20 protein-coding genes and 1 pseudogene are annotated in these 25,895 nt (G+C 69.6%); 5 read left to right on the forward strand and 16 right to left on the reverse strand.

Going from position 1 to position 25,895, the window contains the following annotated elements:
• Window positions 1–53 precede the first annotated feature (53 nt).
• The 5 genes from AC3EUV_RS00070 to AC3EUV_RS00090 form a co-directional block, all read right to left on the reverse strand.
• A complete protein-coding gene (locus tag AC3EUV_RS00070) occupies window positions 54–428 on the reverse strand; it encodes a hypothetical protein (RefSeq protein WP_435601873.1) in 375 nt (124 codons plus the stop codon).
• A 106-nt stretch (window positions 429–534) separates the two neighbouring features.
• Window positions 535–1,227 (reverse strand): GNAT family N-acetyltransferase, encoded by a 693-nt coding sequence (locus tag AC3EUV_RS00075; protein WP_435601874.1) that lies wholly within the window; start codon window positions 1,225–1,227, stop codon window positions 535–537.
• A gap of 195 nt (window positions 1,228–1,422) precedes the next feature.
• Window positions 1,423–2,232: an SDR family NAD(P)-dependent oxidoreductase gene (locus AC3EUV_RS00080; protein ID WP_435601875.1), complete on the reverse strand. Its 810-nt coding sequence runs from the start codon at window positions 2,230–2,232 to the stop codon at window positions 1,423–1,425.
• A gap of 478 nt (window positions 2,233–2,710) precedes the next feature.
• The gene (locus AC3EUV_RS00085; protein ID WP_435601876.1) at window positions 2,711–3,847 is read right to left on the reverse strand and encodes a serine hydrolase domain-containing protein; all 1,137 of its coding nucleotides are present in this window, start codon (window positions 3,845–3,847) and stop codon (window positions 2,711–2,713) included.
• Between the two features lie 168 nt (window positions 3,848–4,015).
• The gene (locus AC3EUV_RS00090; RefSeq protein WP_432140975.1) at window positions 4,016–4,687 is read right to left on the reverse strand and encodes a DUF4097 family beta strand repeat-containing protein; all 672 of its coding nucleotides are present in this window, start codon (window positions 4,685–4,687) and stop codon (window positions 4,016–4,018) included.
• A gap of 223 nt (window positions 4,688–4,910) precedes the next feature.
• On the opposite strand from AC3EUV_RS00090, the gene AC3EUV_RS00095 reads away from it, so the two are divergent.
• The gene (locus AC3EUV_RS00095) at window positions 4,911–5,666 is read left to right on the forward strand and encodes a GbsR/MarR family transcriptional regulator (protein WP_432140976.1); all 756 of its coding nucleotides are present in this window, start codon (window positions 4,911–4,913) and stop codon (window positions 5,664–5,666) included.
• A 142-nt stretch (window positions 5,667–5,808) separates the two neighbouring features.
• Here the strand turns inward: AC3EUV_RS00095 and AC3EUV_RS00100 are convergent, their stop codons facing one another.
• The 7 genes from AC3EUV_RS00100 to AC3EUV_RS00130 form a co-directional block, all read right to left on the reverse strand.
• Window positions 5,809–8,352 (reverse strand): sensor histidine kinase, encoded by a 2,544-nt coding sequence (locus AC3EUV_RS00100; protein WP_432140977.1) that lies wholly within the window; start codon window positions 8,350–8,352, stop codon window positions 5,809–5,811.
• Between the two features lie 215 nt (window positions 8,353–8,567).
• Complete coding sequence (locus tag AC3EUV_RS00105; RefSeq protein WP_432140978.1) at window positions 8,568–9,287, reverse strand: cation efflux transmembrane domain-containing protein; 720 nt, start codon at window positions 9,285–9,287, stop codon at window positions 8,568–8,570.
• Complete coding sequence (locus AC3EUV_RS00110) at window positions 9,287–9,622, reverse strand: ArsR/SmtB family transcription factor (RefSeq protein ID WP_432140979.1); 336 nt, start codon at window positions 9,620–9,622, stop codon at window positions 9,287–9,289. Before AC3EUV_RS00110 ends, AC3EUV_RS00105 begins: the two co-directional genes overlap by 1 nt.
• A gap of 131 nt (window positions 9,623–9,753) precedes the next feature.
• Complete coding sequence (corA, locus tag AC3EUV_RS00115) at window positions 9,754–10,842, reverse strand: magnesium/cobalt transporter CorA (protein ID WP_432141194.1); 1,089 nt, start codon at window positions 10,840–10,842, stop codon at window positions 9,754–9,756.
• 624 nt (window positions 10,843–11,466) lie between these two features.
• Window positions 11,467–12,573 (reverse strand): PP2C family protein-serine/threonine phosphatase, encoded by a 1,107-nt coding sequence (locus AC3EUV_RS00120; RefSeq protein WP_432140980.1) that lies wholly within the window; start codon window positions 12,571–12,573, stop codon window positions 11,467–11,469.
• Window positions 12,574–13,437: 864 nt separating this feature from the next.
• Window positions 13,438–13,884: a cupin domain-containing protein gene (locus AC3EUV_RS00125; protein WP_432140981.1), complete on the reverse strand. Its 447-nt coding sequence runs from the start codon at window positions 13,882–13,884 to the stop codon at window positions 13,438–13,440.
• A 30-nt stretch (window positions 13,885–13,914) separates the two neighbouring features.
• Window positions 13,915–14,646, reverse strand: coding sequence for an SDR family oxidoreductase (locus AC3EUV_RS00130; protein ID WP_432140982.1), 732 nt, complete (start codon window positions 14,644–14,646; stop codon window positions 13,915–13,917).
• Window positions 14,647–14,986: 340 nt separating this feature from the next.
• Here AC3EUV_RS00130 and AC3EUV_RS00135 point away from each other — a divergent pair, with 340 nt between their 5' ends.
• The gene (locus tag AC3EUV_RS00135) at window positions 14,987–15,484 is read left to right on the forward strand and encodes a DUF1003 domain-containing protein (RefSeq protein WP_432140983.1); all 498 of its coding nucleotides are present in this window, start codon (window positions 14,987–14,989) and stop codon (window positions 15,482–15,484) included.
• Between the two features lie 275 nt (window positions 15,485–15,759).
• On the opposite strand, the pseudogene AC3EUV_RS00140 reads toward AC3EUV_RS00135, so the two are convergent.
• A pseudogene (locus AC3EUV_RS00140) lies at window positions 15,760–16,148 on the reverse strand (winged helix-turn-helix transcriptional regulator).
• A gap of 98 nt (window positions 16,149–16,246) precedes the next feature.
• On the opposite strand from AC3EUV_RS00140, the gene AC3EUV_RS00145 reads away from it, so the two are divergent.
• Window positions 16,247–16,654 carry a RidA family protein gene (locus AC3EUV_RS00145; protein ID WP_432140984.1) on the forward strand — a complete coding sequence of 136 codons (408 nt, stop codon included), beginning with the start codon at window positions 16,247–16,249 and terminating at the stop codon, window positions 16,652–16,654.
• Between the two features lie 496 nt (window positions 16,655–17,150).
• Here the strand turns inward: AC3EUV_RS00145 and AC3EUV_RS00150 are convergent, their stop codons facing one another.
• A complete protein-coding gene (locus tag AC3EUV_RS00150) occupies window positions 17,151–18,548 on the reverse strand; it encodes a M1 family metallopeptidase (protein ID WP_435601877.1) in 1,398 nt (465 codons plus the stop codon).
• A gap of 55 nt (window positions 18,549–18,603) precedes the next feature.
• The gene (locus AC3EUV_RS00155; protein WP_435601878.1) at window positions 18,604–22,515 is read right to left on the reverse strand and encodes a Pls/PosA family non-ribosomal peptide synthetase; all 3,912 of its coding nucleotides are present in this window, start codon (window positions 22,513–22,515) and stop codon (window positions 18,604–18,606) included.
• Window positions 22,516–22,989: 474 nt separating this feature from the next.
• Here AC3EUV_RS00155 and AC3EUV_RS00160 point away from each other — a divergent pair, with 474 nt between their 5' ends.
• Both AC3EUV_RS00160 and AC3EUV_RS00165 read left to right on the forward strand, forming a co-directional pair.
• Complete coding sequence (locus AC3EUV_RS00160; protein WP_432140987.1) at window positions 22,990–23,148, forward strand: hypothetical protein; 159 nt, start codon at window positions 22,990–22,992, stop codon at window positions 23,146–23,148.
• Window positions 23,149–23,361: 213 nt separating this feature from the next.
• Entirely contained in the window at window positions 23,362–24,099 is a 738-nt protein-coding gene (locus AC3EUV_RS00165) for an enoyl-CoA hydratase/isomerase family protein (protein WP_432140988.1), read from the forward strand.
• A 287-nt stretch (window positions 24,100–24,386) separates the two neighbouring features.
• Here the strand turns inward: AC3EUV_RS00165 and AC3EUV_RS00170 are convergent, their stop codons facing one another.
• Entirely contained in the window at window positions 24,387–25,355 is a 969-nt protein-coding gene (locus AC3EUV_RS00170) for a hypothetical protein (protein WP_432140989.1), read from the reverse strand.
• Between the last annotated feature and the right edge of the window lie 540 nt (window positions 25,356–25,895).

The following is a 25,895-nucleotide window of genomic DNA, read 5'->3' on the forward strand; positions in this document are numbered from 1 at the left end:
GGGCAGCACAGAAGCACAGAGCGGGGTGGACCGGCCCCGTGAAAGGCTGCGCCTCAGGTCCTGGTGGCCGAGGTACGCAGCTTCAGATGACACGGGTACTCCTGGCCCCCGCAGAGGAAATCGATCCGAATGCGGACCTCACATGCCATCGCCGCAAGGGCGGGCTGTGCGGTGATGCTGCCGCTGGTGTGGGTGCCGTCGGGGGCCGCCCCGTAAGCGCCGCCCCAGTCGAAGTATTCGTTGCCGATGTCGTCCATGGCATCGAGGGCGAGGAACACGGGGGTGTGATCGGCCGCGTCCGGCAGGGGTGGGGTGATCGTGTAGTGGAGGGTGAAGGAGTCGTCCCGCCGCTTGAGACCGTGGACGGAGAGTTCGTGGGCGCCGTTGAGGATCTTCACCTTGGCGAGGGGCGTGCGGTGCGGCTTCATGGCTCCTTGTTCCGAGCGGTGTTCAGGCGGGGAGGCCAGCGACTCGGCTGGCGGGATGTCCGGTGAGGTAGTGCACGTACTCGTGCGCCAGGCGGAAGCCTGCTGTTCAGGCGAGGAGCCGGCTGGGGCGGTTGTCGCGGGAGCAGGTCCAGCTCGGGGTGTGGCGGCGGGCGGCAATGTCCTGGCACAGGCCGGTGACGCAGGCCAGCGCGAGCCGCCGGCGGCGGTGTTCGGGGACGGTGAGGCAGGCGATGTCCTCATACGCGGTGCCACGAAAGTACGTGCAGGCCACGGCGAGGACGCGGTCCTTGTGGAAGGCCGCCCAGCCGTGTCCGGAGGCGGCGAGATCTGCCGCGCTGCCCCAACTGGCGTGGACCCAGGCCATGTCCGCGGCCAGTGCGGTGAGCGCCGGTGTGTCCCGGGGCGTCAGCCGACGTACCGTCACGCCGTGCGGCGGGCGCGGAGGCGACACGGGGACGCGGTGCACGTACGCCAGGCGTTCCCAGGGCACGAGCAGATCGAAGGCGCTGCCCAGCAAGGGCAGGAAGCGGACCGGGGCCTGCACGTAGTGAGCAGCGAAGGGGGCCAGCGCGATCGGAGCCAGAGCGGTGGGTTCGCCGCGGAGCAGCAGGTGGTCGGCGCAGGCCACGGCCACGGCACGGGGATCGGTGGCGCGGTCGGCCCACCAGTGACCGGCTCCCGAGACCAGTGCATGTTCGGCCAGGGCGGTCGTGCCAGGGGCGTCGGCTGTGAACCAGTGGGAGAGCGAGGGGAGTTGGTCAGCGGAGAGTTCGATCACGGAGGCTCCTTGTGGCTGTCGCGGGGTGGCCCGAGTGGGGCCACCCCGCTCGGCGGTCAGCCCTGTCCGGCTTTGCTGCCGTGGTGGGACTTCTTCTCGCGGCGGGCTCTCTTCTTGTGGGCGCGCTTGGACACGGCCGTATGGGCCTTTCGTTCTCGGCAGTCCGCCTTGTCGTGGTTCAGGCGGGGGCGTTCTTCAGGTGTTGTGGCCGACCAGCTGGTCGGCGAGTTTGCTGAGGCGCTTGACGGTGCGGTCCTCGGTCGCGGCCTGGGCGGGCTCGACGCGCTGGTCGCAGTCGTAGTAGGTGCCATTGACGATCTCGGTCGCGGGGTCGCACAGCCGCACCACATGGGCGGCGCCCTCTGCCGCGGTTGCACCGCTCATCGCGTAGAGCGACAGCAGGTCCGTCTCGCAGACGCCCGGGTGCACGGAGACGGCCGTCACCCGGGGATCGGCGGCGAAGACGGTGAGCGCCAGCTGCGACTGGGCGTAGGCGGCGAGCCGGGAGTAGCGGCGGGCGCGCTGCGGGTCGCTCCACTGGATGGAGGCGGTGCGGTGCAGTGACGAGGACACATTGACGACCCGGCCGCCCGGCTCGCTGGTGAGCGCGGGCTCCAGGAGGCAGGTCAGCAGGTAGTGGGCGAGGAAGTTGACCTGAAGGGTGATCTCGTTGCCGTCAGCCGTGAGGGTATGCCGCTCGGGGGCCGCGATTGCGGCGTTGTTGACCAGGACATCCAGTTGGGGGTGCTCGGCCACGACGCGCCGCGCCATCGCTTCGACCTCCTCCAGGCGCGTGAAGTCCGCCGCGACGCCGCACAGCTGGCCGGCGTCGATGCCTGCGGAGGCGATGAGTCTGTCGGTGGCGGCTTGCGCGTCCTCGGCGGTGCGGCCGTGCACGAGGACGGTGGCGCCGCGCTCGGCGAGCTGCCGGGCGGTTTCGAACCCGATGCCGGAGGTGGCGCCGGTCACCAGGACGGTACGGGAGGAAAGGTCGGAAGCGGACATGATCCATTCCATAAGGAGAGACGAAGGGGGGGCATACCCGAGGCCCTGTCAGGGCCTGAGGGTGTGCGGGAACCCCAAACGGGGCGCCGGTTCAGGTCACGGCGCCCCGTAGGGTGCGGGAGACGTCTCAGCGGGAGGTGGAGGTCTCCGGGCAGCGCGGCGCACGCAACAGATCCGCCGGATGAGGCGGACGGTCGAGAAGAAGCCAGGCGCTGTTCACATCACCCATCAAACGTGCCTGCCCTTCGGGCTTCAAGAGTTCCACGCGCCTCTTGACACACCTCTGATGAGCGGCGGTTTCGACCGATGACGAACACAGACCGGATCCCAGAAGGGCGAAGGAGTTGGTCGTCGGCCTGGCACCGGGACAGGAGTACGGCCAGTGAGAGAAGCACGTGGCTCAGTTCGTGTTCTACCCGGTGCACGACCGCAAGGAGTCCACCCTCAAGGCGTACGCGTCCGCGGTGCTCGGCGCCTTCTACTGACCCGGCTTGGCCTTGTCGGCCACCTCGGCCTGCCCGCCACAGAACACCTCCTTGACGAGCCTTTGCTGCGCCTTCTGGAACGCCTCGGCCGTGGCGGCGAAGTCGAGCTCGGCGTCCCCGGTGGTCAGGGAGGCGGTCAGGGTCTTACTGCCGTCGGGCGAGCTGTACATCAGCGCCGCCCAACCAAAAAAGCCGCCGTTGTGGTGGAAGATGGTGCCCCCGCCGTCCGTCTCTTCCATGAACAACCCCAGGCCGTAACGGTGGTCGCCGCTCTGAGGGTGCGGTGTGCGCATCTCGGCCAGCAGCGAGTCCGGCAGGAGCTTGCCGCTCATCAGCGCGGAGAAGAACGTGTGGAGATCCTCGGTGGTCGAGATCATGTCACCGGCGGCGGAGATCCAGGAGACGTTGAAGCGGGTGACGTCGACCACCTGCCACTGGCCGGCGTGCTCGTACCGGTAGTAGCCGTGCGCGTGCGGCTCGGGGATCTCCGGCGAGGCGCCCGGCACCACGGTGCCCGACAGTCCCAGCGGCTGAAGGATCAGCCGCTGCATCTCCTCGGCCAACGAGCGGCCGGTGACTTCTTCGGTCAGCAGCTTGGCCAGCACGTAGTTGGTGTTGGAGTAGCTCCAGTCCGTCCCCGGTTCAAACCGCGCCGGCTTGGACAACGCCAGCCGTATCAGGTCCTCCGGCTGGTAGGTGTGGAACTGGTTGTCCACGTACTCCTGGCCCTGCCACGGGATCCCCGGTACGACCGTCCCGTCGTCGTAGTACTCGCCGGTGTAGTTGAACAGCCCGCTGGTGTGCTGTAGCAGCATCCGCACCGTTATCCGCTGGTCCAGCCCGAACCGCGGCAGGTAGGCATCCACCGGGCTGTCCAGCCCGATCCTGCCCTCGGCCACCAGTTGCAGTACCACGGTCGCGGTGAACGTCTTGGTGGTGCTGCCGATCCGGAAGTGCCCGTTGGTCGGCGGCTTGGCGCTCTCGCCCAGCTTGCGCACCCCGGCGCTGCCGACCCACTCGCCCCGCCCATCGTGCACGCGCAGTTGCACCCCGGCGAAACCGGAATCGACGATCTCCTCGATGGCCTTCTGTAGCTCCGGGCGATCCTGCCCGATGAGGGTGCGGGACATGGCTGTGCTCCTTATGGGTTGGCGGGTGGTTGTCGCGGTGAGGGTGTAGCTGTCCAGGGCGGCGATGATGTGGTGCCGCCGCCGAGGGCATGGGCGTGAACGGGCGAGCGCGTCCAGGGCGATGGCCATGCGGCGTTCTCTGCGCGGGATGTCTCCCGGCGCGGTGGGTCAGAGGCTGCGAGCGGTGATGTTGCCGTAGGCGGTGGTCGCGTGGATGGTGAGGCCGGCGGCGGCGCCGTCGGTGTTCTGGAGCGCGTTGTGGATCCGGCCGTAGGCGGTGCCGGCGTCCAGGGAGGCGGAGACTCCGCGGGCGGCGCCGACCGAGATGTCGCCGTGCTCGGTGCGCAGCGTGACGGTGCCGTGCACGGCCTCGGTGACGTGGAGGTCGCCCTTTTGGGTGCTGATCTCGCCGGGGCCGCCCAGGCGGCCGACCGAGACGTCGCCTGCGGCGAGGGTGAGGCGGGCGCTTTGGGTCTCGTCGAGCTTGACGGAGCCGTGCGCGCCCTCGAAGGCGACGTCGCCGAGCCGTCCGACGCCGCGGAATTCGGCGCTGGCCGCCTTCGCCTCGATCCGGGAGCCGGCGGGCAGCTGGACGGTCACCTCAAGGGATCCGGGGCTGCCGAGGATCCGGTTCGTCGGCGGCGGGGTCTCGATCCGCAGCACGCCGTCGCGGTAGTCGACCGTCGTCTGCTCCGCCACCTTCACGTCGCGGCTCTTCGAGGCGTCCGCGGGCAGGACCTCGACCGTGGTGTCGGCCCGGTCGGCGGCGATGAACCGGATACGTCCCGCGGGGATGTCGAGGACGGCGGAGACCGGGGCGGGGGTGTCGAACTTCTGCATGGTGCGCTCCTTGCGCTCGTTGTTTCTGATGTCGAAAACGCTACGTTGCGTTCAGCGAACTGACAACGAGGTTGTTGCGCATAAAGTCCATTAATGCAGGTGAAGGCCATGAAATCGTTGCAACGATTTCGACGCTAATGCAACGACTTTGCATTCCCCTCGTTGCAATGAAATGGAGGTGAAGGCTATGGTGGAGGCACCACGGACCACGAAGGAGGCCGCTATGCCGGGAGGCAGGCTCACCCAGCCCGAACGCCAGCAGATCGCGCTGGGATTGGCCGACGGCCTCGCCTACGCAGAGATCGCCAGAAGCCTCGACCGTCCGACCTCGACGATCACGCGTGAGGTGATGCGCAACGGCGGCCCCACCGCCTACCGCGCCGACCTCGCCCATCGCGCCACCGAACACCGTGCCCGCCGCCGCAGACAGACCGCACCCCCGGACCCCACGACACACCCGCAGGCATACGGACGCGACGCCGAGGCGGTGCGCGAGTACGAGGAGGTCTTCACCACCGTCCTCATACAGTCGGGCATGCCCAAGATGATGGGCCGGGTGCTGGCCTGCCTCACCCTCACCGACGCGGGCAGCCTCACCGCGTCCGAACTCGTCCAGCGCCTCCAGGTCAGCCCGGCATCCATCTCCAAGGCGATCGCGTACCTCGAGAGCCAGGGCCTCGTCCGCCGGGAACGCGACGAACGCCGCCGCGAGCGCTACGTCGTCGACGACGACGTCTGGTACGAGTCGATGATGGCCAGCGCCCGCGCCACCGCCCACCTCGTCGAGATCGCACGGCAGGGCGTCGGTATCCTCGGCCCCCCCACCCCGGCCGCCACCCGCCTCGAAAACATCGCCCGCTTCGCCGACTTCGTCTCCGAGAGCATCGCCCGCGCCGCGAACCAGGCCCGCGACATCCTCCACACGAAACCCGACACGACCCCGGACGGCACCGCCAAGCCACGTTCAGACCGCGAATAGACAGCCGTCTCGATGGTCGCAGCCATGGGACGAAGCCAGCTGTGTTCTCGGCCCGGTGCTCGGAAACGTCCGCGAACTCACCGTCGCCCTCACCAAGGAGGGCCTAGCCGCTGCCCGCGTCCGCGGCAAGGCTCTCCTCGCTTCAGCCTGCGCCGGGCTCTGCAACCTCGACGACCGCCTCCGAGGCAGCGGCCCGCAAGGAGAGGACCATGGTCAGCCCGCCTCCGGGGGTGTCCTCGGGGGCGAGGGTGCCGCCCATCGCCTCGGCCAGGCCCCGGGAGAGCGCCAGCCCGAGTCCCAGGCCGGTGGTGTTGTCATCGTCGCCGAGGCGCTGGAAGGGGACGAAGATCCGGTCCCGGTCTTCCGGACGCAGGCCCGGCCCCCGGTCGATGACCCGCAATTCGACCCGCGAACCGAGGGAGCTGGCGCTGATCAGCACCCGCTGATGTTCGGGGGAGTGCCGTACAGCATTGATCACCAAGTTGGCGATGACACGCTCCAGCAGGGGCGGGTCCGCGAGCACATCGCAGATCTCCGCCAGTCCGTGGGACTCGATCGGCACCGACGTCGGAGAGAGCGTGTCGAGTGCCGGGGGAAGGACGTCGGCGAACGCCGTGGGCTGAAGGTGCAACGTCAAGGCGCCGGCCCGGAGACGGCTCATGTCGAGGAGGTTGTCCACCAGGCGGTTGAGCTTGGCGAGCGACTCGTCGGCCGTCGCCAGCAGCTCATCCCGTTCCTCCGCGGAGAAGTCCACGTCCGTGCTGCGCAGTGAGCTGATGGCGGCCCGTCCGGCGGCCAGTGGGGTGCGCAGGTCATGGCTGACCGCGGCGAGCAGCGCCGTACGCATCCGGTCCGCCGCCTTCACCGGTTCGACCTCGGCGGCGGCTTCCGTGAGGCGGGCATGGTCCAGTGCCGCGGCGAGGTGCGCCGCGAAGGCGGTCAGCACCCGGTGCTCGGAGGCGGGAAGGCTGCGGCCTCGTAGGACGAGCACGCGGTCCGGCCCGGCCGGCACCTTCACGAGTCCGTCGGCGCGATCAACCGCTTCGGCCTCCTGATCCGAACGCGGAACGAGTTCGGCCGACTCCATGCCGAAGGTCTCACGGGTGCGTTCCAGGAGGATTGACACCGCTTGGTCGCCCCGGAGGATGTTCCCGGCCATGGAGGACAGGGTCTCGGCCTCCGCGGTGGCCCGCGCCGCGCGCCGTGCCAGTCGCAGCGAACGGTCCACCATGGCGGCGACCGTGACGGCGACCACCACGAAGACCGCGAGGGCAAGCGCGTTGTTGGTCTCGGTGATGGTGAATTGGTCGCTCGGCGGGATGAAGTAGTAGTTCAGCAGCAGCGACGCGGTGAGCGAGGCGAGCAGCGCGGAGACCACACCGCCGAGGCAGGCCACGCCGATGACGGTGACCAGGAAGAGCAGGGCCTCGCTGGTCAGGTTGAGCGTGCCACGGGTGTGGGTGAGGACGGTGGTCAGCAGGAGGGGGAGGATGAGGCCGGCCAGCGGTCCCGCGACGCGGCGCGCGTGCGGCAGCTGCCGGCCGGGTACGGGCATCCGGCGCCCTCGGCCGGCTCGTTCGTGGGTGACCATGTGGACGTCGATATCGCCGGAGAGCTCGACCGTGTCCTCGCCGATACCGCGCGGCGCCACCAGGCGGGACAGCCAGCTGCGGCGGCTCGTACCAAGGACGAGCTGGGTGGCGTTCTCGGCACGTGCGAAGTCCAGCAGCGCGGTGGGGACATGGTCGCCGACGACCGAGTGGTAGCTGCCGCCCAGTTTCTCGACCAGTTCCCGTTGTTTCGCCAGCGCGGCGGGGGAGGCGTCGGCGAGGCCGTCGCTACGGGCGACATGTACGGCCAGCAGGTCGCCGCCCGAGGAACGGTCCGCGATCCGTTCGGCCCGGCGGATCAGCGTCTCGCCCTCCGGGCCGCCGGTGAGCGCCACCACGACGCGTTCCCGCGTCTCCCACACCGTGCCGATGCCGTGCTCGGCACGGTACTTCTGCAGGGTCTCGTCCACCCGCCCGGCGACCCACAGAAGCGCGAGTTCCCGCAGAGCCGTCAGGTTGCCGACGCGGAAGTAGTGCGCGAGCGCAGCATCGACCTTCTCGGGCTTGTAGATGTTGCCGTGCGCCATGCGCCTGCGCAGCGCCTCGGCAGGCATGTCGACCAGTTCGATCTGGTGGGCGCGGCGGACGACCTCGTCGGGAACGGTTTCCCGCTGCGGGACCCCGGTGATCTTCTCCACCACGTCGTTGAGCGACTCCAGATGCTGGACGTTGACAGTGGTGACGACATCGATGCCCGCGGCGAGCAGCTCTTCGACGTCCTGCCACCGCTTGGCGTTGCGCCCGCCGGGAATGTTGCTGTGAGCCAGCTCGTCGACCAGGGCGACCTCCGGGCGGCGGGCGAGGACACCGTCGAGATCCAACTCGCTGAAGGTGCCTCCCCGGTACTCGCGTTGCGTCCGGGGCAGTATCTCCAGCCCGTCGAGCTTCTCCTCGGTGTGCGGCCGCGCGTGGCACTCGGCGTACGCCACCACTACATCGGTGCCGCGTCGCGCACGGCGACGCCCCTCGTCCAGCATCCGGTAGGTCTTGCCGACCCCCGGCGCTGCCCCGAGGAACACCTTGAGCTTTCCTGGCCGTACGCCTGGCGTATCGGCTGCGACAACCCTCGGCGCCACCGAAAGCCCCTCCCTCACCTGTCCTGCACAGTCCCACGTCGCCTGGTGCTGCGAGGGGGACCTCGGGTGGCCGAGCGGCATAGGTGGTGTCTCATCGTCACATCAGCCCGGCAAGATCGTGGTTGGGCCCGACGATGTTGACGCTTTCCTGATCCGGGGAGCTCTGGACGCGGCCCTGGATGTGGCCGGCGACCAGGTGCCCGTGACCGCCCAGGTCAGTCGCAGGAGTCGCGCCCCGGCCGGCAGTCGCAACCATCCGGCTCCTGGCGAGGTGCATGCTGCGCCCCGACAGCCGCAGACGGCGCGCAACAGCCCTTGCCCTGCCAGGCATCGCGACCTTCCTTGACCGCGATGGCCGCGATGACCAGGGCGGCGATCGGGTCGGCCCACGACCAGCCAAGAGTGGCGTTGAGGAGCAGACCGACGAGCAGCACCGCGGAGAGGTAGGTGCAGAGGAGGGTCTGTTTGGAGTCTGCCACGGCCGATGCGGAGCCGAGTTCGCGGCCGGCCTTGCGCTGGGCGGCGGACAGGAAGGGCATGACCACCAGGGACAAGGCGGCGATCACGATGCCGGGGATCGAGGGGCCCGCCTCCCCGGTGCCTGCCAGTGCGCGTATCGCGTCGATGCTCACGTACGACGCGAGGGCGAAGAAGGAAACGGCGATGACCCGCAGTGTGGTTTTCTCCCGCGCCTGGCGCACAGCGTGCTCTCGGGCGGAGAACTGCCAGGCCACTGCCGCGGCCGAGGACACCTCGATCACGGAGTCCAGGCCGAAGCCGATAAGCGCGGTGGAGGAGGCGATCGTGCCCGCGGTCACCGCGACGATCGCCTCGATGATGTTGTAGGTGATGGTGGCCGCCACCAGCAGCCGTATCCGGCGGGCCAGTGTTTCGTGCCGGGCCGGCGCTGGGCCTATGGCTGTCTCCCCGGCCATCAGCAGCAGTCCTTCTCTTCGGCGTCCGCGCAGCTGCGGTCCGCCTCGACCGCCACGACCGCGGTGCGCAGATCGTCCAGCGCGTGGCCGAGCCGGGGGTCGGCCAGTTCGTAGCGCGTGCGGCGGCCTACGGGAACGGCGACGACCAGGCCGCAGTCCCGCAGGCACGCGAGGTGGTTCGACAGTCGGGTGCGGGAGATCCCGAGCTGCTCGGCGAGGTCGGAGGGGTGGGCCGGAGCCTCGCGCAGGGCGAGCAGCAGGCGACAGCGGATCGGGTCGGCGAGGGCGCGGCCGAATCGCGCCAGTACCTCGACCTCAGAAGCAAGAGTCAGCACGCCAATAAAAGTACACGCAATCGTGAATTCACGAAATCGTGGATGGATGCTCGCGATGCACCGATCGGCTTGAGCGCCCGCGTCAGTTGCACAGACGGCCGGGCGTCGCACGTCTGGCCGAACGGGCGCACTCAGAGCCAGCCGTTGCGGCGGAACCCGCGGTGCATGAGGAAGCAGGCGGTGGCCATGACGGCGAGGACGAGGGGATAGCCGTAGGTCCAGCGCAGCTCGGGCATGTGGTCGAAATTCATTCCGTACACGCCGCAGACCATGGTGGGTACGGCGATGATGGCGACCCAGGCGCTGATCTTGCGCATGTCCTCGTTCTGGGACACGGTCACCTGGGCAATGTTGGCCTGAAGAATCGAGTTGAGCAGCTCGTCGCAGGCGGTGATGTGTTCGTTGGCCCGGGCCAGGTGGTCGGCGACGTCGCGGAAGTACTTCTGGATGTCAGCGTCGACCAGCTGCGTTGGCTGCTCGGCGAGCAGTTGCAGGGGCCGGTTCAGCGGCACCACGGCGTGCTTGAGCTGGAGCAGTTCCCGCTTGAGCTGGTAGATCCGGCCGGCGTCTGCGCCACCGCGGTGGTCCGAGAAGACCTCGCTCTCCACCGCGTCGATGTCACTCTGCACGGCAGCCGTGACCGCCAGATAGTCATCGACGACATGGTCGGCTATCGCGTGCAGAACGGCGGAGGGGCCCTTGGCCAGATGCCCAGGCATCGACTCGAGGCTTTCCCGCAGCGGCCCCAGCGAGCCGTGACCGCCGTGCCGGACGGTGATCACGAAGTCGGGTCCGGTGAAGACCATGATCTCCCCGGTGTCCACCACCTCACTGGTGGCCGTGAGCTGGTCGTGCTCGACGTAGGTGACCGTCTTGAGGACGGTGAAGAGCGTGTCGTTGTACCGCTCCAGCTTCGGCCGCTGATGGGCGTCCACGGCATCTTCCACCGCCAGGGGGTGCAGACCGAAAAGTTCCCCTATGTCGGAAAACTCCTCCTCCGTTGGTTCGTGCAGTCCGATCCACACGAAGCCGTTGCCGGTCGTGCGGACCTGCTCAATTGCCTCCTGCGCCGGGCAGTCGCTGACCTGGCGTACACCGTCCACGTAGACCACGCAGTTCACGACGGAGTTGCCGAGCGGTGACCGTGCCGGGTGGCTGAGGTCCACGGCGTGCGGGCGCACACTCGGGATGCGGACTGCTCTACGAAGGTCATGGATCATCGACACGCTGGCTCCAAACAGGGTGGTACGGCCGCCAGTATGCCTACCCGGGGAGTGCTGGGCCATGGCCCCCGGGTAGGCCCTTACACCCGGCCTCACCGGGCCTGTGGCTCGCCTACGGCGCGTCGGCGTCGGGATCGATGATCGTGATCCACATGATGATCGCGCCCCGCTCGGGCTCACGGTTTCACGCTGGTCGGCGCGCCTGTCAGACGCAGCTGCCAGCATGGACGGCATGGCTGCCAAGAGATGCACTTGCTGGATGGCGTTTTCGCTGGCCTCGACTTCTTGGTGGAGGAGTCGAGGCCATAGCGGTCAGGGGCGGGGCGGCTGCGGCATACGCGTGTAGGCGGTCGTGGAGGTACTCGGTCCAGCTGCGGTGTTGTCGGGTGCCGGCGAGACGGCCGAAGTGGGGGTGGATGGCGGTCAGTGGTTCAGCAGGTTCCTCCAGGAACCGATCGGCGGGGCCAGGCTCCGCGTGAACGGCGGACGGCGCCGTCCACGGTGCGGGTGTCCCGCCCTGCACACAAAGACGGCTCCAGCGCTGCGAGTTCCCTACTCGCTTCCGTGCGGGGCGACCATGGGCCGGCTTCGCAGTTACGTCCTGCCGGTGGTTTCCCGCGTTCAGGAGCTCTTGGCGATCGCGATGATGACTGCGTCGTCGCCGAGGTTTCCGCCCGCATGACGGAGCAGGTCGTCGTGGAGGTGGCGTACGAGGGCGTCGGGGGCGGTCGCGTGGCAGGAGGCGACCCGATCGGCCAGAGGGTAGAAGGCGCCGCTCCGGTCCCGGGCTTCGATGACCCCGTCGGTGTACAGCAACAGCAGGTCGCCGGGCTCGAACGAGAAGGTTTCCACCTTGTAGTCGCTCGCCGAGGGGGCGGTGAGGCCGAGGGGGAGGGCGGGCTCGTCGGCTTCCAGAGACCGGACCTTGCCGTCACGTAGCAGCAGTGGCGGGGGGTGACCGCAGTTCACGAGCTCGATGAAGGGGCCGTCATCGTGGATGTCCAGTACCAGCGCGGTCGTGAACGACTCTTCGGCGTCGGGACCTCCGTCGACGCGGTGGCTCGTGTTCCAGTACGCGGCGTTTCCCAGGTGCGCCACGATCTCGGGCAGTGAAAGCTCGCGGTAGGCGGAGCCCCGGAAGGCCCCGAGGATCGACGCGGCCTCGTCCACGGCGGGCAAGCCTCTGCCGCGGACGTCGCCGACGACCAGGCGGGTGGCACCAGGGGAGGGCACCGCCGCGTACAGATCACCGCCGATCAGGGCCTCGGACTCGGCCGCGATGTATACGGAAGCGATCCGCAGCCCTCCGATCTTGCGGGGCAGCGGCCGCACCAGTACCCGCTGTGCCATGGTCGCCACGGCCCGTACCTCTTCGAGCGTCCGCTCACGCCGGTCGCGTACGTAGCAGAAGATCGTCACCAGTGCTGAGATCAGGAACAGGGCGGCGATCTGAGCCAGGTGGTTCGCGGTGAGCAGGCCGCCGTGCAGGTGCCCGATGAGTACTTGCGCCGCTACCGCGAGGGCGCCGATGGAGGCGGTGACGCCGGGGCCGGCGAAGGAAGCGGTGAGCGCGGGCGCGGCCACCAGGAACGGGCCCAGGTGGACGGCCTCCGGAATGTTGATGTCGATCACCGTGACCGCCGCGATGATCGCGAGCGGGATGGCGATCAACCCGGTGCTCGGCTGCCAGGATCTCCTGGAGCCGGGAGGGGCATGCCGGACGCGCATATCTCCTGCTTACACCCGTAGGGCTCCAGGCGCTCCGAGCAGCGATGCGCTGGTGTGGCTCGATGCCGGATGCCTTCGGATGCGACAAGCGTTTCCGCACACGCCTCGGCCCTGGATCGTGGCCGCGGCGCGCGAGCCACAGAAGGAGGCGGCCGAGGCTTCACTGGCCGTGATCCGGGCGGCAGCACCACTTCGCCGCAGGCCCGGCTGGCCAGCGCCCGGGCGATCGCCCCGCTGTCATCCGCGCCGCCGTTTCGCGCACCGGATACCGAGTCGCCCCCGCCGGCGCTTCAGACGCTCACGGAGCGCGCCCTCTGCTCGGCCGTGCCCGCGGCGCACCCGCTCACCCGCGGGGACTTCATCGACGTGGACGACCTGCGCCGACAGCGGTGGCTCGCTGGTTCGTTGTCCGGCGCGGACCGGCCCATGGGCGTGTGGCCGGGCCTGGAGAGCGGCCCGAGATCGTGCACACGGCACGCGACTGGCTGGCGAAACTGCTGCCCGGGTGCCGGGGGGGATCTCGACGACCTGAAGGCCGCTGTTTACGACCTCGTGCGCTGCCCCGGCGTCGGGATCTGCCTCGGGCGGGCGCCGGGTCCAGCTTCATCCGCGTCAGCCTTGCCATGTGGAACGCCGTGGACGCCCACTTGGGGGAGCATCGCTGTCCGTGGCGCCGGCCCTGTCAGTGCCGGTCCAAAGGTCTACCCGCTCGGCCTGGGCGCGCCTGCTGCCCCTGGCACCGATTGCCGCCTCTCCTTGCCTCTCCTTGATGGGCCGTCATATCGGCACGTGCCTTCAACTCACCCACGGATGAGGAACTCACTCGCGGGCCCAAGCCGGGGAGACCGGAGGCTGAGTGGCGGGTCACGTGCCTGGCCGGGCAGCTCGTAGGTGCCGGCGTCGGGCCAGTTCTTCGTCGTCGACGAGAGTGAGCATGGGCTGGCCGGGGGCGCACATCATGGTGACGAGGAAGCGGCTGCGGGAGTCCGTCCGGTTGTTTCCGTCCTGGTAGTGGATGACATCGCCGCCCGGTTCCCAGAACGTTTCCCCGGCCTTGATCACCCGCTCCGGCTCACCTTCCAGCTCGAAGAGCATCTCCCCCTCCAGCATGTAGCCGAATGCAGGTCCCGAGTGCCGGTGGGGAGGGGTGCCGGGATCGCCGGGAGGGAACTCGATCAGAACCGTCATCGCTTCCGCCCCCTCCGGAACGAACGGCGGTTTCGCCGACTGAAGCACGGTGAGCGCCGTCTTCCATGCTTCCGAGCGCGGCTGGCTCCCGGCGCCGCCTGCCGCCTGTTCGCTGTTCGACATGGCGAGGTCTCCAGTGGTGGGCCGGTCGGGTCAGGTGAGCCAGTCGGTGTAGTGGGTGGGGGCGATGCGTGCGTCGCCCTTGGTGGTGAGCACATCGCCGTCGACGGCGGCGAACATGCCGGCGGTGTCATCGGTGACGACCGTGCGGCCGTCGGGTCGGGCGTTCAGGGTGATCCGCCCGAGTTCGTCGAGGGGATGGACGTCGGGCCCACCGACGTTGAGGGTTCCGTTCAGAGGGGTACCGGCGGCGACTTCGGCGACGGTGTCGGAGACGTCCTGGGCGGCGATCGGCTGGAGTGGGGTGGTGGGCAGACGGACGGTGTCGCCCTCGGTGGACCAGGACATGAAGGCGTCGATGAACTCCATGAACTGGGTGGCGCGGACGATCGAATACGGGATCGGCCCGGCCTTGAGGATGTCCTCCTGCAAGACCTTGGCGCGGTAGTAGGCGAGGTCGGGCACCTGGTCCGCGCCGACGATCGAGAGGATGACGAAGTGTCCCACCCCGCCCTTGTGGCCGGCGGCCAGGAGGTTGTCCATCGAGGTCCGGAAGAAGGCAGGAGAGGCGTCGTCGAAGGTCGGGGAATTCGTCAGATTGACGACGCCGTCGGCTCCGGATACTGCCTCCTCCACGCCCTGGCCGGTGATCACGTCGACACCTGTGGACGGCGAGTGCGGCACGGCTTCGTGCCCAGCGGCGTTCAGCTTCTTCACGACCTTCGACCCGATCAGACCGGTACCGCCGATGACTGCGAACTTCATGGGTCACCTCACGTCGTGCATCGATAGGTCATGCGTCCAGATTGCGGCGATCCAGTGGCCCGCGCACTCTGGCCAGGTGGCGACGGCCTTGTGGACGCGTGGTTCGTGGCGGGGAAAGACGTCGGGGTGTCGTGCTCCCCGGATGAGGATGAGTTCGGCGGAGAAGGAGCCGATGCCGGGCAGCTGCGCAGTTCGGCAGGGTGTGGTCGAAGTACGTGAACGTAGTGGCGGCGCGGCCACGGCATCACGTGGTCCGGGGCCTCGATTCCCGCGCCCGGTGTCAACGCGCCGAGGGGCCGCCCTTCCTCGCTGCCGCCCGTGGCGCGTGCAGGATATTGGCATGACGCCCCATCGCGGCAGCCCGGCGGGCGGTCCTTGGCCTCGTCCCGTCATCCGCCTTCCACATGAGCAGGAGCTCTTCGCTCGTGGGCGCGGTGTGCAGGACCACCTCGCGGACGCGATCACCGCTTTCGCGGGGTCGATGGTCTTTGTGTATGTGCACATGGTGTGGTTCGCCGGCTGGATCGTGATCAACGAAGGGCTCTTCGGTCAGGCCGCGGTCTTCGACCCCTTTCCCTTCGGGCTGCTCACCATGATCGTCAGCCTTGAGGCGATCTTCCTGTCGACGTTCGTCATGGTCAGCCAGAACCGGCAGGCAGCGCGCGACACGATTCGCGCCGATCTCAACTTCGAAGCCAGCGTGCGTTCGGAGGTCTGGTCGACGAACTTGGGGCGCGCCTTGGGCCTGGACCCCGAAGAGATCGAGCGGCAGACCCAGGAGCTCATCGCGACGAGCCGCGCCAGGATGAACAGCGAGATGGGACAGCGAAAGCCCTGACCGCTTGAGCGCGGGGCGGCAGGGCACTCCGCTTCCGTCGAATGCGCTCAAGCGGCCGATGGTGTGGCCAGCGCACAGCGTGGGCGTTCCTTCGCGGTGCCCGACGTGTTTCGGGGCAGCAGGTCGACATCTCACTCCCTCTCGAGACGGGCGGTGGCGATGGCCGATGCTGCGAAGACCGCGGTGGATCGGTGGGGGGAACCCGGATACGCATGGGGAGAACGTCAGGTCCGGCGAACGGTTGCGGGGGACGAACCCCACCGGGCACGCCGCCGTCACGCGGAGTCGAAGCGTTCGCGGGCCGTCTCGATGGCGCCGAGGTAGCGGTGGGGCAAGTCGCACATGCCGTCGACTGTCGCGCGCAAGGCCCGGCCCGGTTCCGTGAGGGCGTACTCGACACATGGCGGCACGGTCGGGTGGACGGTCCGTTCGACCAGGCCGTTGCGCTCCAGCAGACGCAGGTTCTGGGTGAGCATCTTGTGGCTGATGCCCTCGATCTCGTTGCGCAGTTCGGTGAAGCGCAGCGTGCTATCGCCCCCCCCGCTTCGACGATCAGCAGCGCCCACTTGTTGGCGATGTCCGGGAAGATCTCCCGCGCCAAGGAGTCCGCCAGAGTCACATCCGCCTCGTCCTTGGCCGAGCCTTTGAGCTGCTTGGTCACCATGAGGTTCCCCAGTCACCGAAAAGTGCGTTCTTCCACGTCAGCGGCCACTCCCTTACGGTTTCCGAGTAACCACAAGAGAGCACGAGGGGGCATGCAGCATGGCTATCACCCTGGCTAACCCCGACGGACTGCCCAAGATCGACGTCTACCGGCAGGTGGCGGTCGCATCCGGTTCGAAGATGGTCTTCGTTGCCGGGCAGGTCGCCTGGGACACCGGCGGAGTCACGGTCGGCGAGGGCGATCTCGCCGCGCAGGTCGAGCAGTGCTACCTCAACGTCGGCACCGCCCTGGCCGCGGCCGGCGGGTCCTTCGACGACGTGGCGAAACTGACCGTCTACGTCGTCGACTGGACGCCCGAGAAGATGCCCCTGCTCCTGGACGGGATCTCCCGGGCGGCGGCGAAGCTTGGGGTCACTCCGGCGGCGCCGGCCACGATGATCGGCGTAGCGGCACTGGACGTCCCCGAGCATCTGGTCGAGATCGAGGCCACCGCGATCCTCGACTGATCAGCCCGGGCGGGAAGCCGTTGGGGCGGGAAGCCGACCGGGGGAGAGGCCACGAATCTGTCGGCGCAGATGGCCAGTTGGCCCGAAGCTGCTCACGCGGACGACGGGCGGCGACACCTGAACATGCAAACTCACGAGTCTCACTGTTGGTCAGCGTCCGCTTGTTCTGCGAGTTGGTGGTGATTGCGGTGCGGCGGTCCGGCCGCAGGTACGCCAGGTCGGGCGCGGGCCCGCCCCTCACGCTCGCCTGAGCCGACCACGGCGCCGGTGGCGTGTGCGGTCAGTTGTCGGGCAATTCGCCTCCGGCCGGGCAGCGGTCGACGAGGACATTCGCGCCTGGGAAGCGCTCTCCCGTTCCGCCGACTTCCCCGACGGCGCCCAGATCGGCTGAATTCGTCCTCGATGCCGACACCGAGAACATGCTCGGCGCCCCCCTGTTTAGCATCGACGCGCAGGAACTCATCAACGCCGTTGCGCTCGCCATGCGGCATGGCAGTCAGTCTTGCGGCACTGGGTTGGCCTGTAGGTCTGCAGGATGGTGTGGGCCCGTGGGCTGCGGCAGTGGGGGCAGGGAGGGCTCGTGCAGCCAGGTGTCGAAGAGTTCTTCGAGGGGTGCGGACGCGTACTGCTGGGCGTGCTCGGTGAAGTCGGCGGTGCTCACGGCGCCGTGGCGGTGCTTCGTGGCCCAGTCCTTGAGCATGCGGAAGAAGGCGTCATCGCCGAGGGCGCAGCGCAGCGCATGGACCGTCAGCCCGCCCCGCTCGTAGAGCCGGTCGTCGAACATCAGCTGCCGGCCCGGGTCGCCCAGTAGCAGGTCCTGTGGGAGACCGGCCAGCAGCTGGTGCGCGGCGGAGGCGTGGGCGGCCGCCGTTCGGCCTCCCGTGTGCTCCGACCACAGCCACTCCGCGTACTTGGCGAAGCCCTCGTTGAGCCAGATGTGCTGCCAGTCGGCGACCGAGACGCTGTTGCCGAACCACTGGTGGGCCAGTTCGTGGGCGATCAGGCGTTCCGAAGTGCGGGCGCCGTCGAGGTGGTTGGCACCGAAGGTGGCCATGCCCTGGGCCTCCACCGGGACGTCCAGATCCTCGTCGGCGATCACGACCGTGTACTCCCCGAAGGGATACGGCCCGAAGGTCTCCTCGAAGAACTGCATCATGCGGGTCTGGCCGGCGAAGTCCTGGGTGAACTCAGGCAGTAGCCGTGCGGGCAAGTAGGCAGTCTGTGGTACCGGCGGGCGCCGTCCGTCCGCCGGGTCCGGGTCGGTGAGCGGGACGGCCGTGTAGTTGCCGAGGGAGACGGTCACCAGGTAGGTGGAGGTGGGGGCCGGTTGCTCGTATACCCAGGTGGTGCTGCTGGCCCGGGTGGTGCGGGTGAGCAGCCGGCCGCCGGCAACCGCGGTGTACGGGGACGGTGTGGTGATCGCTACCCGGTAGGACGCCTTGTCGGCCGGCCGGTCATTGCAGGGATACCAGGACGGGGCACCGACCGGCTGACTGGCCACCAGCGCACCGTCGGTCAGCTCCTCCCAGCCCAGTCCGCCCCACGGGCTCGGCACCGGCTTGGGGTTGCCGGTGTAGCGCACCTCGACGGTGAAGGCGGTGCCCGGGGCGAGCGCCTTCGCCGGGCGGATCCGCAGCTTGCCCGCCCGGTGGGTGTAGCGCACGGTCCGGCTGTCCAGCAGCACCCGCTGAATCCTGAATGCGGCCAGGTCGAGTGGGATCTCCTCCAGTGGCGCGGGGCCTGCCTGCGCGCTGAGCCGGGCCGAGCCGCTGAGCCGATTGGACACGGGCCGGTAGTCCAGGTCGAGCTCGTAGCGGTGGACCCGATAGCGGGCATCCCCGTGATCTGCGAAGTACGGGTCTGTACCGGGAGCGGAAGCCTGCTGGGGATTCAACGGTCTCACTCCCTCCTGGCACCAGTGGGCTGACGGCGCATCGTCGCACTGTGCTTCATTCTCGCCAGGCCGCGATCGGGTTGCCCAGCCACCGGGTGTCGGCCGGGACGGTTTCCGCGCCCATGGCCAACGACGCCGGGCCGAGCGTGCTGCGCGCCCCGATGGTGCTGCCGGGCAGCACGATGCCGCCGGGGCCGAGGGTGGCGCCCTCGCGGAGCATCACGGTATTCATCCGCATCACGCGGTCGTGGAAGAGATGGGTCTGCACCACACATCCCCGGTTGACGCTCACCCCGTCTTCGAGGGTGACCAGGTCGGCTTCCGGCAGCCAGTAGGTTTCGCACCACACACCCCGGCCGACGGTGGCTCCCAGAGCCCGCAGCCAGAGGTTCATCAGCGGGGTGCCCGGCACCGTGCCGATCAGCCATGGCACGGCCAGCACCTCGACGAAGGTGTCGGCAAGCTCCGTACGCCAGACGAAGCCACTCCAGAGCGGGTGTTCCGTCGGGCGGAACCGGCCCACCAGCAGCCACTTGGCGGCGATCGACACCCCACAGGCGACGATCCCCGCGGCCAGCAGCATCAGGCCGGACAGCAGCGCGGCGACCGCCGGCGAGCGGTGTGCGGTCAGGTGGGCCAGCGCGGCGACCGCCAGCAGGCCGAGGGCGGCGGAGACCAGCACCGGCAGCAGCCGGCACCCTTCGACCAGTCCTCGGGCCCAGTACAGCCGGGCCGGCGGATCGTAGGTCAGACGGCGGTCTCCGGTGTCGGCCGAGCGCGGCAGACGCATGGGCGGCATACCCAGGTACGAGCTGCCCTTCTTCGCCTTCTCCGGAGCAGCGGACAGTACCCCGACCAGAGCTCGCTCCGGGACGGCACGGCCCGGTGCGGTCATGCCGGAGTTGCCGAGAAAGGCCCGTTCGCCGATCTCGGCCGCGCCGATCCGCAGCCACCCGCCCCCGAGTTCGTACGGGGCGACCAGGGTGTCATCGGCCAGGAAGGCTCCGTCGCGCACCGTGGTGAGGCCCGGCAGCGCCAGTACGGTGGAGACCTCGACGCGCCTGCCGACCGTCATTCCCAGGGCGCGCAGCCAGACCGGAGTAATGAGGCCAGCGTAGAGCGGAAAGAGCATGTTACGGGCCCGGTCCATGAGCTGGCTGACGGTCCAGACCTGCCAGCCGGTCCGGCCGTGCAGCGGATGCCAGCCGGGGCGCAGACCACGGCTCAGCAGCCGGACGGCGACGATCAGCAGGGCGGCGTACGCCAGCCCGAAGGCCAGGGTGGCGGGCACGAGTGTGATCAGCGCCCCGCGTACGGCGTCGCCGAGGCCCTCCCCGGTGTGGACGAAGCAGCCCGCCACCGCCAGTGCCGGGACCGCGGCCGGCAGCCACAGCAGCCCGAGCCCTGGGCCGCTCAGCCCGTAGAGCGCCGCCCACCCGACCCGGCGCGGGGGACGCCGCTTGGGCCACCGCCGTTCGGCCTTGCCCAGTTTGACGGCGGGCGCACCGCCCCAGCTCTGGCCGGTCGGCACCCGGCCGGTGACGACGGAACCGGGAGCGACCTGGGCCCGCTTGCCCACCCGGGCGCCGGGGAAGAGCGTGCTGCGGACACCGACCACCGCGCCCGAGCCGACCTTCACCGGACCAACCTTTAGCCGGTCCCCGTCCAGCCAGTAGCCGGACAGATCCACCTCCGGTTCGACGGCACACCCCCGGCCCAGCTTGAGCATCCCGGTGACCGGCGGCAGCGAGTGCAGATCGACCTCCGGGCCGATACGGGCGCCCAGCGCACGGCCGTAACGCACCAGCCACGCCCCGGTCAGGCAGCCGGCCCCGCTCAGCTCCGCGAGCCGCTCCGCGGTCCACAGGCGCAGATGGACGTTGCCGCCGCGGGGGTAGCTGCCCGGCCGCAGCCCCCGCAGCAGCAGCCGTGCCCCACCGGCCGCCATCGCCAGCCTTCCCGGCGGGCTGAAGAACAGCAGACCGCCGGCCGCCACCCACCACCACGAGGCCGTCGGCGCCCACGGATAGCTGCCCCACCACGCCAGGACGTTGCCCAGGGCCAGCAGCCCGAGCATCCAGCGCAGCCCGGCCAGGGTGAAGAGTGGCAGGAGCAGGAGCAGTTGCACGAGGCCGGCCCGGGCCGGGACGGGTGTCACCCGGCGCGTGTCGTCGCGCTCGTCCGGCGCGGAACGCTCCAGCAGCCGGGCCAGCTTGCGCAGGGTGGGCTGCCGGTAGACGTCGCGGACAGCCGTGCCTGGGTAGCGGTCGCGGATCAGCGTGGCGAGCTGGGCGGCGGCGAGGCTGCCGCCGCCGATCGCGAAGAAGTCGTCCCGGGCGTCGGTCACCGGCACGCCGAGGATCTCGCGCCACTGCTCGGCCAGCCAGGCTTCGGTACCGGTGAGCTGCCCGGCCGAGTCCGGGAGGCCGGTATCGAGCCCTGCCGTGCGTGGCAGCGGCCAGGGCAGTGCGGCCCGGTCCACCTTGCCGGAGGTGCGGGTGGGCAAGGCGTCGACGGGGGCGAGCAGCGGCACCAGGGCGGCGGGCAGCTGGGCGCGCAGCCGCTCGACGGCCTGCGTCCGGTCCCAGCCGTCCTGGATCACCACATAGCCGACCAGCAGGGGGTTGCCGCCGCGCGCGGTCCGGAGGGCGGCTGCGGCACCGTTCACGCCCGGCAGAGCCTGGAGGGCCGCGTCCACCTCGCCGAGCTCGATCCGCCTGCCGCCGAGTTTGATCTGTTCGTCGTCGCGTCCCAGGAAGATGAGTCCGTCGGGCTCGGCTCGTACGAGGTCACCGGTGCGGTAGGCCCGGGGCCAGTCGAGTGACGCCAGTGGGCCGTATTTCTCGGCGTCCTTGTCGCGGTCCAGGTAACGCGCCAGTCCGGCCCCGCCGATGACGAGTTGGCCGGTGCTGCCCATGGCGACCGGTTCACCGGCCCGGTCCACCACGGCCAGGTCCCAGCCGTCCAGCGGCAGGCCGATCCTGACGGGTCCTTCGCCGGTCAGCAGCGAGGCACAGGTGACCACGGTCGCCTCGGTCGGACCGTAGGTGTTCCAGACCTCCCGCCCCTCTGTGACCAGCCGCTCCACCAGTTCGGGCGGACACGGCTCGCCACCGAAGACCAGCAGCCGTACGTCGTTGAGGGCCTCGGTCGGCCACAAGGCGGCGAGAGTGGGGACCGTGGACACGACCGTGATGTCCTGCTCGGCGAGCCACGGGCCGAGACCGGCTCCGTCACGCACCTGGGAACGCGTCGCGGGTACCAGACAGGCGCCGTGCCGCCAGGCGAGCCACATCTCCTCGCAGGAGGCGTCGAAGGCGACCGAGAGACCCGCCATCACCCGGTCACCCGGGCCGATCGGCTCCTCCTTGAGGAAGAGCGCAGCCTCGGCGTCGACAAGGGCCGCCGCGTTGCGGTGGGTGACGGCGACGCCTTTGGGCCTGCCGGTGGAACCGGAAGTGAAGATGATCCAGGCGTCATCCGCGGGACTCGGGCGGCGCTGAGAGCCGGTGGCGCGGCTGCTCGTCATGGTGAGACGCCGTCCGGCTTCCAGGACGGCGCTCACCGCCGCCTCACCGAACACCAGGTCCGCCCGCTCGTCCGGGTCCTCGGCGTCCACCGGTACATACGCCGCGCCCGTGGCGAGCACCGCCAGAATGCAGAGGTAGAGGTCATTGGTGCCGGACGGCAGCCGCACCCCGACGCGGTCGCCCACGCCGATCCCGGCCGACGCCAGCCGACGCCGTAGTTCCTCGACCTCACCGGCGAGCTCCTGGTAGCTCAGCGAGGTCCGACCGTCGTCCAGGGCCGGCTCATGCGGATGGATCAGGACGGTGACGTCCAGGACGTCCAGGAGTGTCCGCGCGGCGGGAGCCGTGCGTCCGCCGAACACGGCGGGAGGGCCGTCGGCGCGCTCACCGACGGGGTTCTGCTCCCGGACCATGCGCCCTGATATCAGCTCAACCATGCGTTCCTCGTTCTTCGTTCCCCCCTTTCACCCCAGGGCCGGGGCGGGGGACCAGGTGGCGTGCACCTCGTGCCGCGCGCCTCCGCCCGGCAGGCACGGACCACATGAATTGCCCGCAGGGCACACTCGCCCATCCATACGAAGATCCGGCATCCCGCGATAATCGGCGAGAATTATGGGCAAAAGGATGGATTTCCCTGCGATCGCCTGCTGCTCCGCCCTCGGCGGACCGAAGGCGAGTCACCCATTCGGCCTCCCGCACGGTGCGTCGCGTCGGGCATCCGGCCCACGCTGCTCCCAACCCTGCTGAAAGGAAGTGGTACCGGTGACGCCGTTGGCCGACGACTGGCTGGCTCCGTGGGTGGCGAAGGCCCACTCGGCCCTCGAAGGGGGACCGCTGGCCGCGTTGCTGGCGGATCTTGCCACCGCCGCCCCGCGCTGGGGCGAGCCACGGCACACATCATCAGTCTCCCCGTGCACCCCGCCGCACTCGCCCTGCGTACGTCCCCCAAGGGCCTCGCCACGGCCTTGGCGCAACTCAGCGAGGCCGGCCTGCTCACGTGCACCTACGACGGCGACTCGGATGCCGCACATGCCACGATCACCCTGCTGCCCGGCAGCGCATCCCGGTGAGCTTGAGGCGGCGGACGGGGCCGGAGAGCCTGACGCCAACGAGGCCGCCGCGATCGCGAGCGGCGGCGTTCGTCCGCGCAGCCCGCTTCGAGCACGCTCCGTCCGTTGCCGCTGAGCCCGCGCGATCCGGCCGATGCCCCCGGGGCGCCCGGACCTCAGAATCGCCGGTCGGGATTGCCGCCGGGCCGTGATGAGGGCCGAGAGGGAGAGAACATGACCGCCTCGTACGAGACCATCAGCATCAGTACCAGGCTGGACGGGCACGTCCTGTCTGCCACCTTCAACGCCCCGCCGATCAACCTCATCGGCCCCGAGGTCGTGCGCGACCTGGTCGGACTGCTCGACGAGCTTTCCCAATCGGCGATTGCACGGGTGGTGGTCTTCGACAGCGCGGATCCCGACTTCTTCTTCCCGCACGTCGACCTGACCAAAGTGCCCGAATACACCGCTGAAGCGGCGAAAGCCGGGGGCCCGGGCGACGCCTCCCTGGGGATGCTGTTCCGCAAGCTCAGCGAGATCCCGGCCGTCACCATCGCCAAGCTGCGCGGCCGAGCACGGGGTGCGGGCAGCGAGTTCCTCCTCGCCTGCGACATGCGCTTCGCCTCTCGGGAGAGCGCTGTCCTGAGCCAGCCCGAAGTCGGCATCGGCACCCCGCCCGGCGCGGGGGCGATCCAGCACCTCACCCGTCTGCTGGGCCGGGGCCGGGCGCTCGAAGCCGTGCTGACGTCGGCCGACTTCGATGCCGAACTCGCCGAACGCTACGGATGGATCAATCGCGCGGTGCCCGATGCCGATCTGGACGAGTTCGTAGCCGGCATTGCCGCGCGCATCGGGGACTTCCCCCCGCGATGCGCTGGTCGCGGCCAAATCAGCCATCAACGCCATCAGCCTGCCGACTCCGGCCGATGTACGCGCGGATGCCGCCCTGTTCCAGCAGCTCGTACGGGGTGAGGCAACGCAGCAACGCACGGCAGAGCTGTTCAGGCGGGGCTTGCAGACCCGTGGCCCTACCGAACTCGACCTCGGTGACGCACTGGGCGACTTGAGGGCCGTCGACTGACGCAGGCCACGAAATCTATCGGTCTGATGGGGCCCGACCCGAAGCTCAACGTCGACTTCACCCCGCTGCGCGAACCGGACCAGACGGCCGCGCGCTTCGGTCGGGCCGCCTGTGCCCGATCGCACCGGCGTGGCCCTTCTGCCGCGTCCGGCCGGACGGAACGCGCAGGTCCGCGGCGCTAACCCCGCCACCGCACCCCGTGCCGCCGCCGCAGCCGGTGGACCTCCCACCAGGCCACCGCCGTCACCGATACCGGGCCGCCGAGGAACGCACAGACCGCGACCGGCACCGGGCCCGGCGGCAGACCGCCCGCCGACAGGCCGAGGAAGGCGAACACCCAGACCAGGACGGAGGTGACCAGCGCGGGCAGCGCCGCATGCAGGGCGGACAGGTTGAAGGCGTGGCGCAGCGCGGGACCGGAGGCGAAGCAGAGGAAGAAGATCACCCACCAGAACGGCGCCCAGCACACGAACATCACGGACACCCAAAGCAGCACCCCGAACAGCCCGTTGGAGCTGCTGGGCAGCAGACCCATCCCCTTGCCCGCCGCCGTGAACAGCAGCGGCACCAGCGTCCAGGCACCGAAGTACCACAGGGCCGACCGGCCGGCCGGCCACAGCTGCGTCCGCATGGCCCGCCGCGTGACGGGCCTTGCCGCCCAGAAGAGCAGCGCCACCACCACCGCCGCACTCAACAGCGCCAACCAGGGCGCGAACAGCAGCCGGTCCAGGAACTGCCTCTGTGCGTCCGCCACGTCCTGCCAGCCACCGAACACGGCCAGCAGCACCCCCGACATGGCGAGGGCCACCCAGGCCCGCACCCGCTGCACCCGGAGCACCTCGGGATCCTCGACGTGCCCTTCCGGGCGTACGGGGAAGACCCGGCGCGCCATACGGCGGGCCGTACGGGCCAGTTGGTAGCCGACCAGCAGCGGCACCGTCAGCCACCACAGGCACGGGAAGAGCAGCACCAGCAACACCCCGGGACGCACCTGCTCCCGCCGCCCCCGCAACACCTCACCCAGCGGCGGCCATTCGTCCTCACGCAGCCGTCGCCACAGCGGCGTGTACGCCCGCGGCGGGTCGCTCGTGGGCCGCGGCCCACCGTATGGCGACCGCCCGGACGGGTGGGGTGCGTCGATGCTCATGGGCGTCCCTTCCAGGGTCTCGGAAAGGGACGCGACCCGGCCCGGCCACGGTTCCCGACCGGGCGCCCCGTGCTGCCGGGACGCCCCGCGCCGGCCCCGGTACCGGGCATGAGGCAGCCCCCGGTCCGTGCGGATCGGGGGCCGGGCCGTACACACTTGCTCGTGCTCGCCCCTCTCGACGGGGCGCTACGTGGTGTCCTGTCGCCTCGAGCCTGTCAGATAGCGAGCCCCTGGCCTGCTGGAGTGCCAGATCGTTTGAGAGTGCAGGAGGCCGACGCTCTCAAACGACCTGGCTTTCGTGGAAGTCTCGTTAGCGATAGAGGCAGAACCGCCGGTAGAGAGGGCCCTGGATTCCGAGGGTGGTGTAGATCCGGGTGAATCGTCGGCTCAGTTCGGCAGTCGTGGCCAGATAGAGCTCGTTGGGGTCGAGGGTGCTTGTCGGCGGGCTGAGGATCAGGCTGGCCAGCACCTCGATCTCGGGGAACGCCGCGAGGTGGTGGCGGTCTTCGGCTGAAACCTTCTTGCTGGCGGACTGCTCCT

The organism is Streptomyces sp. bgisy130 (genome assembly GCF_057708345.1).